This window comes from Pandoraea aquatica (assembly GCF_902459565.1).
GTDB lineage: Bacteria > Pseudomonadota > Gammaproteobacteria > Burkholderiales > Burkholderiaceae > Pandoraea > Pandoraea aquatica.
In genome coordinates this window covers 83,901-100,686 of record NZ_CABPSN010000011.1, presented here as the reverse complement: position 1 = coordinate 100,686, position 16,786 = coordinate 83,901, and the positions used below count along the sequence as shown (strand labels likewise).

The following is a 16,786-nucleotide window of genomic DNA, read 5'->3' as shown; positions in this document are numbered from 1 at the left end:
TCCGGACGGCTTCTTCACAGTGACGCAGATGCCTACCTCCGCGCCCCCTCCTCTCAAATCACAACCACCCCGTATTTGTGGTTTTGGCAGGCACAAACCTGCGCGCACCCGAAGGTGCGCGGATCATACTTAGCGCGGCAATTCCGAATGGCCCATCAGGAACTCGTCCACGGCACGGGCGCACTGACGGCCTTCGCGAATCGCCCACACCACCAGCGACTGACCGCGACGCACGTCGCCGGCCGCGAACACCTTCGGCAGGTTCGTCGTGTAGGCACGTTCGCCTTCGGTCGAGGCACGCACGTTGCCGCGCGCATCCTTGTCCACGCCGAACGCGTCGAGCACCGTTTGCAGCGGCGAGACGAAGCCCATCGCGAGCAGCACGAGGTCGGCCTTCAGTTCGAACTCCGAGCCCGGCACTTCCTGCATCTTGCCGTCCTTCCATTCGAGACGCACGGCGATCAGCTTTTCGACCTTGCCGTTCTTGCCTTCGAAGCGCTTCGTGGCCACCGACCAGTCGCGCTCGCAGCCCTCTTCGTGGCTCGACGACGTGCGCAGCTTGGTCGGCCAGTACGGCCACACCATCGGCTTGTTTTCCTGCTCCGGCGGCTGCGGCAGCAGTTCGAACTGCGTGACCGCCTTCGCGCCGTGACGGTTCGACGTGCCCACGCAATCCGAGCCGGTGTCGCCACCGCCGATCACGATCACGTTCTTGCCCGTCGCCAGCATCTGGTTCGCCAGCTTGTCGCCCGCGTTGACCTTGTTTTGCTGCGGCAGGAATTCCATCGCGTAATGGATGCCTTCGAGCTCACGGCCCGGCACCGGCAGATCGCGCGGCTGCTCTGCACCGCCTGCAATGACCACGGCGTCGAACTGCGCCTGCAGCTGGTCCGGCGTGATCGTCTCTTTCGAGAAGTTGTTGATGTGCGCTTCGGGGGCGTCCTTGCCCACGTAGACGCCGGTGCGGAACGTCACGCCTTCGGCTTCCATCTGGCGCATGCGGCGGTCGATCAGCCACTTCTCCAGCTTGAAGTCGGGGATGCCGTAACGCAGCAGGCCGCCCACGCGATCGTTCTTCTCGAACACGGTGACGTCGTGACCGGCGCGCGCGAGTTGCTGCGCGACCGCCATGCCTGCGGGACCGGAGCCGACGACCGCGACCGTCTTGCCGGTCTTGTGCTTCGCCGGTTGCGGCTCGACCCAGCCTTCGCTCCAGGCCTTGTCGATGATCGCGTGCTCGATCGACTTGATGCCCACCGCGTCGCTGTTGATGTTCAGCGTGCAGGCCGCTTCACACGGCGCGGGGCAGATACGTCCCGTGAATTCCGGGAAGTTGTTGGTCGAGTGCAAGACCGAGATCGCCGACTTCCAATCCTGGCGATACACCAGATCGTTGAAGTCGGGAATGATGTTGTTGACCGGACAACCGTTGTTGCAAAACGGAATGCCGCAGTCCATGCAGCGTGCGCCCTGCACTTTTGCCTGATCGTCGGAGAGCGCGAGCACGAACTCCTTGTAGTGCTTCACGCGTGCCAGCGGTGCTTCGTAAGACTCGCTCTGGCGCTCGAATTCGAGAAAACCTGTGACCTTGCCCATGTTTCTTCAGTCGGAAAGTTTTGTGGTTACCGTGCCTCACCCGCGCGCGGCACGCCTGCGGGGCCCTCACCCCGCGCAGCGTGACCGCGCCAGCGGACTCAGGCCGCCAGTGCTTGTTTGTCGCCCGCCTTGGCCATTTCGCCCAACGCGCGTTTGTATTCGCTCGGGAACACCTTCACGAACTTGCGGCGTGCGCCGTCCCAGTCTTCGAGCAGCGCCTTTGCGCGCGTGGAGCCCGTGTACTGAAAGTGACGCTCGATGAGCTCGCGCAGCTGTGCCTCGTCGGTCTGGCCGCGATGCCACAGACCCTGGCTCACCGTACGCTCCTGCTCACCGTGCGGCAGCACCGGATCGAGCGCGACCATCGCCGTGTTGCACTTGGCGGCGAACGTGCCGTCAGCGTCGTACACGTAAGCCACACCGCCCGACATCCCTGCCGAGAAGTTACGGCCAGTCTCGCCCAGCACGACTACCGTGCCGCCCGTCATGTATTCGCAACCGTGGTCGCCCGTGCCTTCCACGACCGCCGTGGCGCCCGAGTTACGCACACAGAAACGCTCGCCGGCCACGCCGTTGAAGAACGCTTCGCCTTCGATGGCACCGATCATCACGGTGTTGCCCACGATGATGTTGTCTTCGGCATTGCCGCGGAAGTCGTTGGTCGGACGCACGATGATGCGGCCCCCCGACAGCCCCTTGCCGACGTAGTCGTTGCCGTCGCCCACGAGATCGAGCGTGATGCCGCGCGCGAGGAACGCACCGAAGCTCTGACCCGCCGTGCCCTTGAGCTGCACGTGGATCGTGTCTTGCGGCAGACCTTCGTGACCGTAACGCTTGGCCACTTCGCCCGAGAGCATCGCGCCGACCGTACGGTTACGGTTACGCACCGGCTGGATGAACGAGACGTGCTCGCCCTTCTCCAGCGCAGGCATCGCCTTCTCGATCAGCGCGTGATCGAGGGCACCGGCCAAACCGTGGTCCTGCGTCTCGACGTGCAGACGCGGCACATCGGCTTCCATTTCCGGCAAGTGGAAGATACGGCTGAAATCGAGGCCCTTCGCCTTCCAGTGCTCCACACCCGACTTGGTGTTGAGCAGATCGGCGCGACCGATCAGGTCGTCGAACTTCGCGATGCCGAGTTGCGCCATGATTTCGCGCACTTCCTCGGCCACGAAGAAGAAGTAATTGACGACGTGTTCCGGCTTACCCTGGAATTTCTTGCGCAGCACCGGATCTTGCGTCGCGACGCCGACCGGGCAGGTGTTCAGATGGCACTTGCGCATCATGATGCAGCCCTCGACGACGAGCGGTGCCGTCGCGAAGCCGAATTCGTCTGCGCCGAGCAGTGCACCGATCACCACGTCGCGGCCGGTCTTCATCTGACCGTCGGCCTGCACGCGGATACGACCGCGCAGGCGGTTGAGCACCAGCGTCTGCTGCGTCTCGGCCAGGCCCAGTTCCCACGGCGTGCCGGCGTACTTCACCGACGACAGCGGCGATGCACCCGTACCGCCGTCATGACCGGCGATCACCACGTGATCGGCCTTGGCCTTTGCGACACCGGCAGCCACCGTGCCCACGCCGACTTCCGACACGAGCTTCACCGAGATCGACGACGACGCGTTCACGTTCTTCAGATCGTGAATGAGCTGCGCCAGATCTTCGATCGAGTAGATGTCATGGTGCGGCGGCGGCGAGATCAGACCCACGCCCGGCACCGAGTAACGCAGCTTGCCGATGTACTCGGTCACCTTGTGACCCGGCAACTGACCGCCTTCGCCCGGCTTCGCGCCCTGCGCCATCTTGATCTGAATCTGATCGGCGGAGACCAGATAGTCCGCCGTCACGCCGAAGCGGCCCGATGCAACCTGCTTGATCTTCGAGCGCAGCGAGTCGCCGTCTTGCAGTTCGATGTCGGTCTCGATAACGTCGCGACCCACGATCGAGGCAAGCGATTCGCCCTTCTTGATCGGAATGCCCTTGAGTTCGTTGCGATAGCGACGCGGATCTTCGCCGCCTTCACCCGTGTTCGACTTACCGCCGATACGGTTCATGGCGACGGCCAGCGTGGCGTGCGCTTCGGTCGAAATCGAACCGAGCGACATGGCACCCGTAGCGAAACGCGTGACGATATCCTTCGCCGATTCCACCTGATCGAGCGGGATCGCGCGTTGCGGATCGACGCGGAACTCGAACAGACCGCGCAGCGTCATGTGGCGCTTGCTCTGGTCGTTGATGAGGTTCGCGTATTCCTTGTACGTCTGGTACGAGTTCGAGCGGGTCGAATGCTGGAGCTTGGCGATCGCATCCGGCGACCACATGTGGTCTTCGCCACGAATGCGGAACGCGTATTCGCCACCGGCGTCGAGCATGTTCGCGAGCACCGGGTTGTCGCCGAATGCGTCGCGATGCAGACGCACCGCTTCCTCGGCCACTTCGAAGATGCCGATACCGCCGACGTTCGACGCCGTGCCCTGGAAGTACTTCTGAATCAGTTCCTGCGACAGGCCGATCGCTTCGAAGATCTGTGCGCCCGTGTACGACATGTACGTCGAGATGCCCATCTTCGACATGACCTTGTGCAGGCCCTTGCCGACAGCCTTCACGAAGTGCTTGATGGCCTTCTCGGGCGTCAGGTCGCCGCCTTGCTTGCGAGCGATCTGCGCGAGCGTTTCCATCGCGAGGTACGGGTGCACCGCTTCCGCGCCGTAGCCCGCGAGCAATGCGAAGTGGTGCACTTCACGCGCCGAACCGGTTTCGACCACGAGACCCGTGCTCGTACGCAGACCCTGTGCGACCAGATGCTGGTGCACGGCCGACGTGGCGAGCAGCGCCGGCATGGCGACCTGTTCGCGGTTCGTCAGGCGGTCCGAGACGATCAGGATGTTGTAGCCCGACTTCACGGCGTCGACGGCTTCCGCACACAGCGAGGCGAGACGTGCTTCGATGCCTTCCTTGCCCCATGCGACCGGGTAGCAGATGTTCAACTCGTACGAGCGGAATTTGCCGCCGGTGTACTTGTCGATGTGACGGATCTTCGAGATTTCCTTGAAGTCCAGCACCGGCTGCGACACTTCGAGACGCATCGGCGGGTTGATGTTGTTCGTGTCGAGCAGGTTCGGCTTCGGGCCGATGAACGACACGAGCGACATCACCATGTTTTCGCGGATCGGGTCGATCGGCGGGTTCGTCACCTGAGCGAACAGTTGACGGAAGTAGTGATAGAGCGTCTTGTTCTTGTTGCTCATGACCGCGAGCGGGCTGTCGTTGCCCATCGAGCCCGTGGCTTCTTCGCCGTTGATCGCCATCGGCGTCATCAGCAGCTTCACGTCTTCCTGCGTGTAGCCGAACGCCTGCTGCAAATCGAGCAGCGGCGTGGCCGTGTCATGATGCACGCCGGCTTCCTCGACCTTGGAATCGATCTCGTCGAGCTTGATGCGCACGGCGTCGATCCAGCTCTTGTACGGCTTCGCGTTGGCGAGGTTGTCCTTGAGTTCCTTGTCGTCGATGATGCGACCCTGATCCATATCGATCAGGAACATCTTGCCCGGCTGCAGACGCCACTTCTTGACGATCTTCGACTCGGGGATCGGCAACACGCCCGATTCCGAGGCCAGGATGACGACATCGTCGTCCGTGATCACGAAACGCGCCGGGCGCAGACCGTTACGGTCGAGCGTCGCGCCGATCTGACGGCCGTCGGTGAACGCGATGGCGGCGGGGCCGTCCCACGGCTCCATCATCGCGGCGTGGTACTCGTAGAACGCGCGGCGGTTCTCGTCCATCAGCGTGTGCTGTTCCCAGGCTTCCGGGATCATCATCATCACGGCGTGGGCGAGCGGGTAGCCAGCCATCGTGAGCATTTCGAGGCAGTTGTCGAACGATGCGGTGTCCGACTGGCCCGGGTAGATCAGCGGCCACAGCTTTTGCAGATCGTTGCCGAGCACGGCCGACGAGATCGCACCCGTACGGGCGTTGATCCAGTTGACGTTGCCCTTCACGGTGTTGATTTCACCGTTGTGCGCGACCATGCGGTACGGGTGAGCCAGCTCCCATGCCGGGAACGTGTTCGTCGAGAAACGCTGGTGAACGAGGGCGAGTGCCGACACCGTGCGCGGATCGGACAGATCGCGGTAGTAGCGGCCGACCTGATCGCACAACAGCAGGCCCTTGTAGACGATCGTGCGCGCCGACATCGACGGCACGAAGTATTCCTTGCCGTGCTTGAGCTTGAGCGCCTGAATGCGGTGGCTGGCGGTCTTGCGGATGACGTACAGCTTACGCTCGAGGGCGTCCGTCACCATGATGTCCTGACCGCGACCGATGAAGATCTGACGGATGATCGGCTCGGTGGCCTTCACGTTGGGCGACATCGGCATGTCGCGATCGATCGCGACATCGCGCCAGCCCAGCACGACCTGACCTTCCGCCTTCACGGTGCGCTCGAGTTCCTGTTCGCAGGCCAGACGCGACGCGTGTTCCTTCGGCAGGAAGATCATGCCGACGCCATATTCGCCAGCCGGCGGCAACGTCACGCCTTGCTTGGCCATCTCTTCGCGATAGAACTGGTCGGGGATCTGGAGCAGGATACCTGCGCCGTCGCCCATCAGCGGGTCAGCGCCGACGGCGCCCCGGTGATCCAGGTTTTCGAGAATCTTCAGACCCTGTTCGACGATAGCGTGGCTCTTCACGCCCTTGATGTGTGCCACGAAGCCGACGCCGCAGGCATCGTGTTCGTTGGCCGGGTCGTACATGCCCTGTGCGTCCGGCGCCAAGTACGCCTCACCCGGCAGCGCTGCTGCCGTCGCAATCGGTTGCTGTTTCTTTTCCACGAGTTACACCGTCTCTTGGCGAGGCCGCCGCGCGCATGATCGTCGCGGTCGACCGGGTTAAGTGGGGTTGGCCGGGCGGGCCAGAACTGCGGATTCGCGCGCGTCGAAGGTCGTTCTCGAGCGTTGCCACAGGGTGCCGACTCAGCGCGCACGGTTTTCCGCATCGCACCAATCGGCCGAAGTTGGAATATACGCCATGAAATTCACAATGACAAAAGAATTTAATGGGGTCAGATTCCAATTAAAAACCGCACCAAAAGAAGACTTGATTTTATTGGGGTCAGATTAATTTCGTGTGACGAAGATTTGACAGAAAAATACGTAATTTCAAACGCTTGGAGAGCTTATCGGGGAGAGTGACAGGCCTGACCTGGCCTGTCGGATTCTTGCATCAGAGGGCGTTGGGCGCCGATTTGCGGGGACGGCCGCGCGTGAGCGGACTCACCCGGCGATTCGCGGCGAGCGACATTCTTGCCTGATATTCGGGACCGCCGAGGAGCCACCCTTTCTGCGTTGCTGTACGCAGTGCGTCGACCTCATGCGCCGGCAGCGGGATCGAGAACCCCTCCGCGTAAGCGCGCTGACGCTCGAACGGCGTGTTGCCCAAGGCCCAGTAGAGCGCGTGGTCCGTCACGAGGCTGTCGACCGTCAAGCCGACGTGATGGTTGTAACTCGACCACAGGTAATTACCCGGGGCGTCGACCAGACCTGCGCGAACGGGATTGAGCTCGACATAGCGGCTCGCGAGTAACAGATAGTGCTCCGCCTCGATCACCGTGGCGCGATATCGACCCTCCCACAACGTGCCCGTGCGCTGATGGCGTCGGTTGAAATAGAGCACGTAGTAGCGGCCGACCGCCTGCAACGTGGCGGGCAGACTGCGCTCGTCGGCGGGCGTCGCGACCAGATGCAAGTGGTTCGGCATCATGCACCAGGCGTGAATCGCCAGGCCGTTGGCACGTGCGGCGTCGCGCAGGCGGTCGTGGAAAACGCGCCGATCCTCGTCGTCGACGAAGATGGCCTGCCGGTTATTGCCCCGCAGAATCACGTGCTGCGGCTGACGCGGAATGAAGAGTCTCGGTAATCGGGCCATGCTGATTCAAATGTAATGCTTTAAAGCTGGACATCACGATTTGCGAGAGAGTTTCACCATGAAAAATCTCTTTAAATACTGATATCTAGCTAAACCCCGTTGATTCGTACAAAAGTTCTAGATCCGACGATTGCGCACCGAAATCCCAAGCGCATAATGCATCGAAAAATAAATAAATAATCTTGGGAGGAAAGACAAATGACAACTCGGACCTATCGGTCCGTGGCGTGCTTATGCGCGCTCGGACTCGGCATTTCCCTGGCGTCCACCAGCGCCAGTGCACAACAAGCAGGCGATAACGTCGTCAACCTCGGCTGGTTCCACATCGCCCCGCAGGACTCCAGCAAACCGATGACCACCAGCGTCACTCAGGAGGGCTTAACGCCCACCCTGGTGCCATCGAACTTTACTTCACCCGGCAGCGGCGCGAAGGTCAGCAACGCCGACACGCTCGGGCTCGTCATCACGCACTTCTTTACCGACAACATCGCCTTGCAGACCGTGGCCGGCGTGCCAGCCAAGTTCAAGCTCACCGGGCAAGGCGTGATTGCACCTCCGGGACTGGCCGGCGCGCTCACGAGTATCGACCTCGGCGCGGCACAAAACAACCCGATCGTGCAAAGTGTGCGCCAGTGGAGCCCGGCGCTCGTGCTGCAGTACTACTTTGGACAAGCCAATTCGACGTGGCGCCCTTTTCTGGGTGTCGGCGTGAGTTATACGTTCTTCACGAACGTCAATCTCAATCCGAATTTTGAAGCGGCGCTGAATCAGAATTTCGGCAGTGTGCTGTCTTTTACTTCCGGGCATAACGGACCCACGACGGTCGAAGCCAAATCGTCGGCGTCGTGGCAACCGGTTTTCAACGCCGGTGTTTCTTATGCATTCGACAAACACTGGGTTGCCAGCGCGTCGGTCTCCTACCTGCCACTCAAAACCACTGCGAACATCAAAATCAAGGCGCAGGACGGAACGGTACTCTCGTCGTCCGACGCCGAAATCAAGCTCAACCCGATTGTGACCTTCGTATCGGTCGGCTACAAGTTCTAAACCCAGCAGGCGGGACGCAAATTGCGTTCCGCTGGTTGCGGCCAGAGAATATCGGACTCCGCAGTTATTTCTTAAAGCGTGCCTGACATATAAGGGCGCGCTTTTCTTTCGTCCAGCGCTTTTTTCTAGGGGCATTCCATAGGTCGATGCGTGGATACAACACCTTTAGAGCGACACCTCCAGAGTCGCGCTATCCGCGAAATTGCACGGTCGGCATAATGGCCCTGAATTTCATTTAACGAAATTCTCGACAATAAAGAATCTTGAGCAGGAGACGAAATCGATGAAGTTGAAGCATTTGACGATTGCTGCCGCGGCTATGCTGACGGCATCGGGGGCCGCCTTCGCACAGCAAGCCGGGGATACGATGGTCAGCGCAGGCTGGTTCCATCTCTCGCCCCAGGTTTCGAGTGATCCGCTGCATGTCACGGGATCGAGTGTTCCGGGACTGGCGAACGCCGTGAACGCCCGGCTGGGTAACACGGGTGCCAATGTCGATGACGCCGACACGCTCGGCCTCACGCTGACCCACTTCTTCACCGATAACATCGCCGTCGAAGGCGTGTTTGGCGTGCCGCCCAAGTTCCGTCTGTATGGCACGGGCAACCTGGCTTTGCCGGGTGGGGGATCGCTGGCTTCGGCCAAGCAGTGGAGCCCGGCCATCTTGCTGAAGTACTACTTCGGTAAGGCGGGCGACACGTGGCGTCCGTTCCTCGGTATCGGTGCGAGCTACTTCTGGTACTCGAACATCGAACTGACGCCGGGCTTCCAGCAGCTCGCCAGCGCAAGCCTGACCGCCGGTGCCGGCGGCAACACGACGGCGCAACTGACCAACTCGTGGGCACCGGTGTTCAACGCCGGTCTTAACTGGAACGTCGACAAGCACTGGACGCTGGCTTTCTCGGTGTCGTACATCCCGGTGAGCACGACGGCCAAGCTGACGACGACGCGCGGTCCGATCACGACGACCAGCGAAGCCAAGGTCAAGCTGAACCCGGTCGTGACGTTCCTGTCACTCGGCTACCGCTTCTAAGTCGCCGCACGACGCAAGTTACACCGAGTCGCATCAAGCTGTACTGGAAACGCCGCCTTGTGCGGCGTTTTCGCATTTCTGGGCGGCATCACCGCCATCTCAGTGCATGTCGGCGTATTCCGACATCATCTTCAGCCAACGCGCCGCAACTTTCCCTTTTCCGAAACTGTCTCTTCTGGTGTACGCACGTAAGTGGGCGGGCCATAATGGCCGCTCGCCTCAGGGTTCCACCGACGTTCGTCCTCCCGGATTTACCGGACGTCACATTTCAATACCACCTCTTGGGAGTCTGAAAATGGGAATTGCCTCGAAAGCGGAAACGGCACTCAATAGCGGCATCGAAGACGCACGCTTTGCCGGACGTCGTACGGCACGTGCCGCACGGTTAGCGAGTGGCGATGTATCGTCGCGAGTCCGCGATCTGCTCGATGATTTGGACCACGCGTTGTCCAATGCGAAATCGGCGTCGGATGTCGAAGCCCTTCGCGCTGAGATCGGCGACAAGCTGCGTCAGGCGCGCGACGACTTCGGCGATGCGCGTGCGAATCTGCGCCGTCGCGCCAATGAAGTCTGGGAAGAGGCCGATGGCTACGTGCACGAGCGCCCGTGGCAGACCGTCGGCACGGTGGCCGCAGCAGCACTGGTACTCGGCTTCATCCTCGGCCGCAGTTGATTCCGGCAGCGGCGCAATGGCGGCGCGGTCGCGAAAGCGCGTCGCCTTTTAGCCGCGTCCAACTCAACGGAATCAGAGTTGAAATGAAAACAGCCGGCAAACGCCGGCTGTTTTCTTGCGTTTTGCTCCCGTCCCCTCGTCGCCGATTTCGCAACCGAAAGCCCGAGAACGTCCAACATCGATGACTCATGACTCAAAGCGTCGGTTCGACGCTGAACAGTCTGCGGTATTCCTTAATCGCGTAGCGATCGGTCATGCCCGCAACATAGTGGGCGATCCAGCGCGGCTGATCTTCGGGATTCGCCGGGCGGTAGTTCGGTGGCAACAGGCGCGGTTCGGAAATAAAGGCCTCGAACAGCTCCTGCACGATGCGTTGCGCCTTGGCGGCCATTCGCATCACGAGATAGTGCCGATATAGGTTATCGAACAGGAACCGCTTGAGACTTCCCGCCTGTTCGCGCATCTCAGCACTGAATGCGACGAGCGGCCCTGAAGCGCGCACGTCATCCATGGAGAACGGCGAAGCGTCGGCGACACGTTGACGCGTCGTCGCAATCAGATCGACGATCAGCGCGTTGATGATGCGCCGCGTCGTCTCATGCACCAGACGACGGCCGGAGATGTCCGGCCAGGCGAGCTTTGCTTCTGTGCAATACCGGTGCCAAAGCGGCACCTCGTCAAGCTGTTCGAGCGTCAGCAGACCGGAGCGCACACCGTCGTCGATGTCGTGGTTGTTATAGGCGATCTCGTCGGCCAGATTCGCGATCTGCGCTTCGATGCCAGGCTGAAGCCCCTTGAGAAAGCGCTCGCCCAGCTCGCCAAGCCCACGCGCGTTTGCTCGCGAGCAATGCTTCAGAATGCCTTCGCGCGTCTCGAAGCAAAGGTTCAGCCCGTTAAAGCCGCCGTAGTGTTCTTCGAGTTCATCGACCACGATGAGGCTCTGCAAGTTGTGCTCGAACCCACCATAGTCCTGCATACAAACATTCAGCGCGTCCTGCCCCGCATGACCGAACGGTGTATGGCCGAGATCGTGCGCCAGGGCAACCGCTTCGACCAGATCCTCGTTGACGCGCAGATTTCGCGCGATCGACCGCCCGATCTGCGCCACTTCGAGACTGTGCGTGAGACGTGTGCGAAACAGATCGCCTTCGTGATTCACGAAGACCTGCGTCTTGTACTCGAGACGCCGAAACGCCGTCGAATGGATGATGCGGTCGCGGTCGCGTTGGAACTCGGTGCGAGTTGTGGGCGCGCTTTCCGCGAAGCGCCGGCCACGTGACGCGGTGGAGCGCGCCGCGTATGGGGCAAGCGACGCTTCGTAATCGATCATCGCCAGCCCTCCGGTCTCAGACGTTAGCGCGCAGCGTGGCGCGAAGTTCGGCGTCGGGCACGCTCGTCATGAACGCCTGCCCCAACCGGTTGAGCAGCACAAAGCGGATATCGCCGCCTTCTGCCTTCTTGTCGACACGCATCAGATCGATATAGCGATCCTCACCGAGGTCCGGCCCCGTCACGGGCAGCTTGGCCGCCGCAACCAGCGTCTTGATTCGCTGCACCATCGTCTCGTCGATAAAGCCCAGACGCGCCGACAGGTCCGCCCCCATCACCATGCCGCAGCCCACGGCCTCGCCGTGCAGCCATTCGCCATAGCCCAGACCGGATTCGATCGCGTGACCGAACGTATGACCGAAGTTGAGCGTGGCGCGCAGCCCCTGCTCGCGTTCGTCGCTGGCCACGACCTGCGCCTTGATTTCGCATGAACGTTGCACGGCATACGTCAGCGCCGCCGTGTCGCGACCGTTCAGGGCATCGATATTGGCTTCGATCCAGTCGAAGTACTTCTCGTCTGCAATCGCGCCGTGTTTGATCACTTCGGCCATGCCGGCCGCCAGTTCACGATCCGGCAACGTCGACAGCGTGCCGATATCGGCCAGCACGGCGCTCGGCTGCCAGAACGCGCCGATCATGTTCTTACCGAGCGGGTGGTTGATGCCCGTCTTGCCGCCGACCGACGAGTCGACCTGCGAAAGCAGCGTCGTCGGCACCTGAACGAAGGGGACGCCGCGCATATAGCACGCGGCGGCAAACCCGGTCATGTCGCCGACCACGCCGCCCCCCAGTGCGATCAGCGTGGCCTTACGGTCCGCTTGCGCACCGAGCAGTTCGTCGAAGATCAGGTTGAGCGTCTGCCAGTTCTTGTACGCCTCGCCATCGGGCAGCACCGCTTTCACGACGCGCTTGCCGAGACGTTGCAACGTCGCCTCGACCCGTTCCGCATAAAGCGGATCGACGGTCGTGTTCGTCACGATCACGGCATGCGTGCCGCGCACGTGCGGTGCAAACAGCGCGTCCTGCGTCAGCAGATCGGTGCCGATGTGAATGGGATAGGCGCGCTCGCCAAGGTCGAGTTTCAGGGTAATCATGCCGCTTGTTGGCTTCTTGTCATGTTCTGCAATATCGGGCCGTGCGTTCCGTGCGGGCCGCTATCAGCGAGGAAAGGTATCACGGCCAGGCGACGCAGGCGCTGTCGGGACCGACTCACCGGTGTCCACTGCACGCGTCGCGCCGACGGCTTCCGGAGGCGTCTGGCCCGCTTCGGCATCGCGATGTGCGCTTTCCGAAGTACCCGCCGCATCAGCAGCATCCGTCACATCCGCCGCATCCATCACGTCGGCCGCATCCATCGCATCGGGCAACGGCGCTGCGTTGCTCGGCACGATGCCCGCCATTTCCAGTTGCATCAGCACCATGTTGACGAGCGCATTGACGCTTGGCCGGCCAGTTTCGATGATGAACGTCGCGCATTCCCGGTAAAGCCCGTCGCGCTCCTGATACAGCTGTTCGAGTCGCGCACGCGGATCTGCCGTTTGCAGCAACGGACGATTCTTGTCGCGACGCGTGCGCAACCAGAGATCGTGCGGATTGGCGCGCAGATAGACCACCGTACCGCGCGATTTGATGTACTCGCGGTTCTCTGCGCGCAACACCGCGCCCCCGCCAGTGGCGAGAACGATTCCGCTGCGTTGGGTGAGTTCGTCGATGGTCTGGGTTTCGCGCTGACGAAAGCCGTCCTCGCCTTCATGCTCGAAGATGACCGGAATGCGCACGCCTGTGCGCGCTTCGATCTCATGGTCGGAGTCATAGAACTGCCGTCCAAGGCGTCGTGCCACTGCGCGTCCAACCGTGGTCTTGCCCGCCCCCATCAGTCCGACAAGTATTACGTTTTCCAGCATAAATCGCTGATATTTGGGTTCCAATCCCTGATGATACCGGTATCTGCGTCGGGCGTGCGGAACGCGTCGCCTCGGGGAACACCCCGAGAAGCCGGGGATGGCCAGGAGGAAGGTCGTCATTCAGGTCATCAGGCAGATCGTCTGAGCGGGGGGGCGATGCACCACCCTGCCCCGCTGTGCCGCCGTCCAACGCGTCGGGAGCGCCGATTGCCGCGCCATCCGGCACCACGCTGGGCGTCAGGAACACCAACAACTCCGTGCGCCGGTCCTCATTGGCGCGGTTACGGAAAAGTGCGCCCAGTACCGGCACTTCCCCCAGCCAGGGAACGCTTGCGCGGCTGTCCCGCTTCACTTCCTGGTAAATCCCACCGATCGCGACCGTCCCGCCGCTTTCGACCTGCACCTGTGTCCGGACGTGCCGGGTATCCACGGCAAATCCCTCGGCGACGGCCTGCCCAACGCTGTCCTTGCGCACATCCACATCCAGAATCACTTGCCCGTCGGGCGTAATCAAGGGCGTGACTTCCAGTCTCAGGGTCGCCTTGCGGAACTGCACGGATGCCACATTGCGCCGGCCATTGCGCGTTTGATAAGGCAATTCCGTGCCTTGCTCGATGAGGGCCTGCACCTTGTCTGCCGTGACCACGCGCGGACGGGAGACCACTCGCCCTCGCCCGCTGGTCTCCAATGCGGAGAGTTCCAATTGCAGGAAACGACTCGCGGACCGGCCGAATAACGTGATCGCCAGACTCGGCGGTGCCACACCCGCCAGCGCCGCCGCCGAAAGCCCGATATCTACCGCGCTGCCGGGAGCGCTCGCGTCGCCACCCGCTCCGCGAGTGCCGTCGGACCCCGTAGCCCGGAGTGCGCCACCGTTCGAGTCGCTGCCGCCGGCCGGCACATCGAACGATCCCCCATCCGACGTTGGACGCTTGTCGCCGCCCCGTCCTGCATTGGCGGCTCCGTGTTGTCCCGCCAGCCGGACGCCGAGCGACTCACTGAACCGGTCATCGGCTTCGACGATGCGGGCCTCGATCAGCACCTGGCGCACGGGTACGTCGATGCGCGCAATGAACGACGCCAACGCATCGAGCTTCTCGGGCAGGTCGGTGACAAATAGCTGATTTGTGCGGGGATCCGCAATAAGACCGCCACGCGCGGACAAGAGCCGCTGCCCTTTGCTGTCCTTCTGCCCCAAGATGATCTCCCGCAATGCCTCCGCCCGCGGATAATTCAACCGGAATCGGCGTGCGCCCAGCGGCAGCAACGCCTCACGTTTCGCCGCAGCTTCCAGTTGCGTTCGCTCATCGGCCAGCAGATCGGCGCGCGGCGCAATCCAGTCGACGCCGTTCACGGATTGCACGCCGAGGCCTGCACTTCGGATCATGACGTCGAACGCCGTCGCCGCAGACACCCCCGTCACCTCCATGTCGATACGCCCCGTGACGCGCTCGCCGATGGCCACGCTCCGACCGGTCAACTTCGCAAATGCCCGCAGCGCGTCGGCCGCTTCGACGCCGTGCAAAGCCACGTCCACCGTCGAAGGGTCGGCATTCGACAGCGACTTACCCGGCCATGCACCGTCATCGCTCCAGGTGGCCGTCAGTCCGGAGGTGGCGGTCCGACGCAGCACCACGCGGCGAGCACCGGCACGCATTGCCCCCACGGGTTCGGCATTCTCGACCGGCACCTGAGGCATCGATTCGGCCATGGTCACGGCATCCTGTGCAGACCGGCGTGTCATAGGCGTGCGAAACACGTCGATGACATCTGCCGGCATCTCCCATCGCGGTGGCGGCTCCGGCAGCGCGGGGAGCGCAAGTGTGATCTGTGTGTCAAGCGGCTCTGCGGGCGCGGCCGTGCGGCGCCACCGGTACGCCGACACGGTGACGGTCAACGTTGCCTCCTCGTTGTCGGCATGCACCGCTGTGCCGGCGGTTCTGGTTTGCACACGAGGGCCATCCAGCGAGAACTGCTCAACCGCCAGATGCCGTGGCACCCGATCGATCTCGGCAAGCCAGCCGAGCAACCTCGCGACCGTTCCCCGGACACGCAACTCGGCGCGCTCGGTTTCAAGTTCGCCGGAGACTGCCGCCTGTCCCGGACGAGAAGACTCCAAAGCCAGCCCGCTCCGTGAGACCAACTGCTCAAGATCGGCACGCCAGGCTGCAAGGGCCTCGTCGTCAGTCTCGGGAGCGTCACTTGCATGCTCCGACAAGGTTGACGAGACTGGCGACTCACCAACCGATATCCCTGCAATTTCTGCCGTCCCCGGATCGACGACGGGCAGCATGCGCTGCCATGTTCGCGTTTGCGCACCTTCGCTCTGAAGCCGGCGCATGAGTGCGGGTAAGTGGTCCGCAGCGTTGTTGGCGCGCGCTAGCATCTGCCGCTCGACGTCGAGCCCCTGTTTCAGGGCCGCACGCGCCGGGAGACTCATCAGCCATCCAATCGACCACGCGAGACAGAAGCCCGTCAGCGCCGCAACAATCGCAAGTCCCCACCGTACAGCTGGCGTCCATTCGGTCGGTGAAACGGAAAACCATGCCCTCCAACGGGCCCGCCAACGCGCCGTAGCGTCATGGAACATGTCACGCACGTCGTCTGGCGGGTGATTTTCACCGTACATCAGGCACCTCCTGCGTCGGTTGGGCGTCGAGATCCGCGGCAGCGGCCAGCAAGACGGGTGTAGGCGCGGGTTTCAACTCGATGCGCAGCGTAAAGCGACGAACGTTCGGTGCACCGGCCGACGTCTGCGCGTCAGTCCATTGACGCCGAACGCTCTCGGGCACCACGCTCGATTCGACCTCCTTGACCTTGCTCACCCACGGCAACGCGCGCAACCGCTTCTGCGTTTCACGCACCCGCGATTGCGTTATTGCATAACCTTCGATTCGCAGATGCGCCTCCGCCGTCTTCACCATCGACAGCCGCACGCCGTCGGCGCAGGCCCGCATGATGTCGAGCAGACGATCGGCCGCAGCCGGTCGGCGCTCAACCAGCGCAACGACGGCTCTGCGGTGAGCACCCAGCTCGACTAACTGTCGCCGCGTCATGTCGAACGCCGCCACCTCTGCGGCCAACCTCTCCCTCGTCGCGCGCAATGCCATTTGCTGCGTCTGCATCTCGCGTCGTTGGTAAAGGTCCCACGCAATGGGCACTAGCGAAGCCGTCGCACCGCACGCCGCAATGCATGCCCAGATTCGCCATTGCCGTTGGATATCGCAGCGGCGCCGTTGCGCCAGCGTGGGAAGGAAATCAAGCGGTGCAAATACTTTC

Annotated in this window: 10 protein-coding genes and 1 pseudogene; 3 read left to right on the top strand and 8 right to left on the bottom strand. The window is 62.3% G+C overall.

Going from position 1 to position 16,786, the window contains the following annotated elements; all coding sequences use genetic code 11:
- Positions 1-129: 129 nt before the first annotated feature.
- From PAQ31011_RS24890 to PAQ31011_RS24880, 3 genes are all read right to left on the bottom strand, one after another.
- Complete coding sequence (locus tag PAQ31011_RS24890) at positions 130-1,596, bottom strand: glutamate synthase subunit beta (RefSeq protein ID WP_150578314.1); 1,467 nt, start codon at positions 1,594-1,596, stop codon at positions 130-132.
- A 98-nt stretch (positions 1,597-1,694) separates the two neighbouring features.
- Entirely contained in the window at positions 1,695-6,428 is a 4,734-nt protein-coding gene (locus PAQ31011_RS24885) for a glutamate synthase-related protein (RefSeq protein WP_425495140.1), read from the bottom strand.
- Between the two features lie 391 nt (positions 6,429-6,819).
- Positions 6,820-7,521 (bottom strand): transposase, encoded by a 702-nt coding sequence (locus PAQ31011_RS24880; RefSeq protein WP_150578313.1) that lies wholly within the window; start codon positions 7,519-7,521, stop codon positions 6,820-6,822.
- A 198-nt stretch (positions 7,522-7,719) separates the two neighbouring features.
- On the opposite strand from PAQ31011_RS24880, the gene PAQ31011_RS24875 reads away from it, so the two are divergent.
- The 3 genes from PAQ31011_RS24875 (at position 7,720) to PAQ31011_RS24865 (ending at position 10,274) form a co-directional block, all read left to right on the top strand.
- On the top strand, positions 7,720-8,568 hold the full coding sequence (locus PAQ31011_RS24875; protein WP_150578312.1) for an OmpW/AlkL family protein: 849 nt from the start codon (positions 7,720-7,722) through the stop codon (positions 8,566-8,568).
- 283 nt (positions 8,569-8,851) lie between these two features.
- Positions 8,852-9,601: an OmpW/AlkL family protein gene (locus PAQ31011_RS24870; protein WP_150578311.1), complete on the top strand. Its 750-nt coding sequence runs from the start codon at positions 8,852-8,854 to the stop codon at positions 9,599-9,601.
- A 295-nt stretch (positions 9,602-9,896) separates the two neighbouring features.
- Positions 9,897-10,274: an ElaB/YgaM/YqjD family protein gene (locus tag PAQ31011_RS24865; RefSeq protein ID WP_174990258.1), complete on the top strand. Its 378-nt coding sequence runs from the start codon at positions 9,897-9,899 to the stop codon at positions 10,272-10,274.
- Positions 10,275-10,467: 193 nt separating this feature from the next.
- On the opposite strand, the gene PAQ31011_RS24860 is transcribed toward PAQ31011_RS24865, so the two are convergent.
- From PAQ31011_RS24860 to PAQ31011_RS26515, 5 genes and pseudogenes are all read right to left on the bottom strand, one after another.
- On the bottom strand, positions 10,468-11,604 hold the full coding sequence (locus PAQ31011_RS24860) for a deoxyguanosinetriphosphate triphosphohydrolase (protein ID WP_150578309.1): 1,137 nt from the start codon (positions 11,602-11,604) through the stop codon (positions 10,468-10,470).
- Positions 11,605-11,620: 16 nt separating this feature from the next.
- On the bottom strand, positions 11,621-12,697 hold the full coding sequence (gene aroB, locus PAQ31011_RS24855) for a 3-dehydroquinate synthase (protein WP_150578308.1): 1,077 nt from the start codon (positions 12,695-12,697) through the stop codon (positions 11,621-11,623).
- A 291-nt stretch (positions 12,698-12,988) separates the two neighbouring features.
- Positions 12,989-13,507 (bottom strand): annotated as a pseudogene (locus PAQ31011_RS24850) (shikimate kinase); the annotation flags it as partial.
- Positions 13,413-16,136, bottom strand: coding sequence for a type IV pilus secretin PilQ (gene pilQ / locus PAQ31011_RS24845; RefSeq protein WP_150578307.1), 2,724 nt, complete (start codon positions 16,134-16,136; stop codon positions 13,413-13,415). The pseudogene PAQ31011_RS24850 and the gene pilQ, both read right to left, overlap by 95 nt.
- Positions 16,126-16,632 carry a PilN domain-containing protein gene (locus tag PAQ31011_RS26515; RefSeq protein ID WP_174990257.1) on the bottom strand — a complete coding sequence of 169 codons (507 nt, stop codon included), beginning with the start codon at positions 16,630-16,632 and terminating at the stop codon, positions 16,126-16,128. The genes pilQ and PAQ31011_RS26515 overlap by 11 nt, the downstream gene beginning before the upstream one ends.
- Between the last annotated feature and the right edge of the window lie 154 nt (positions 16,633-16,786).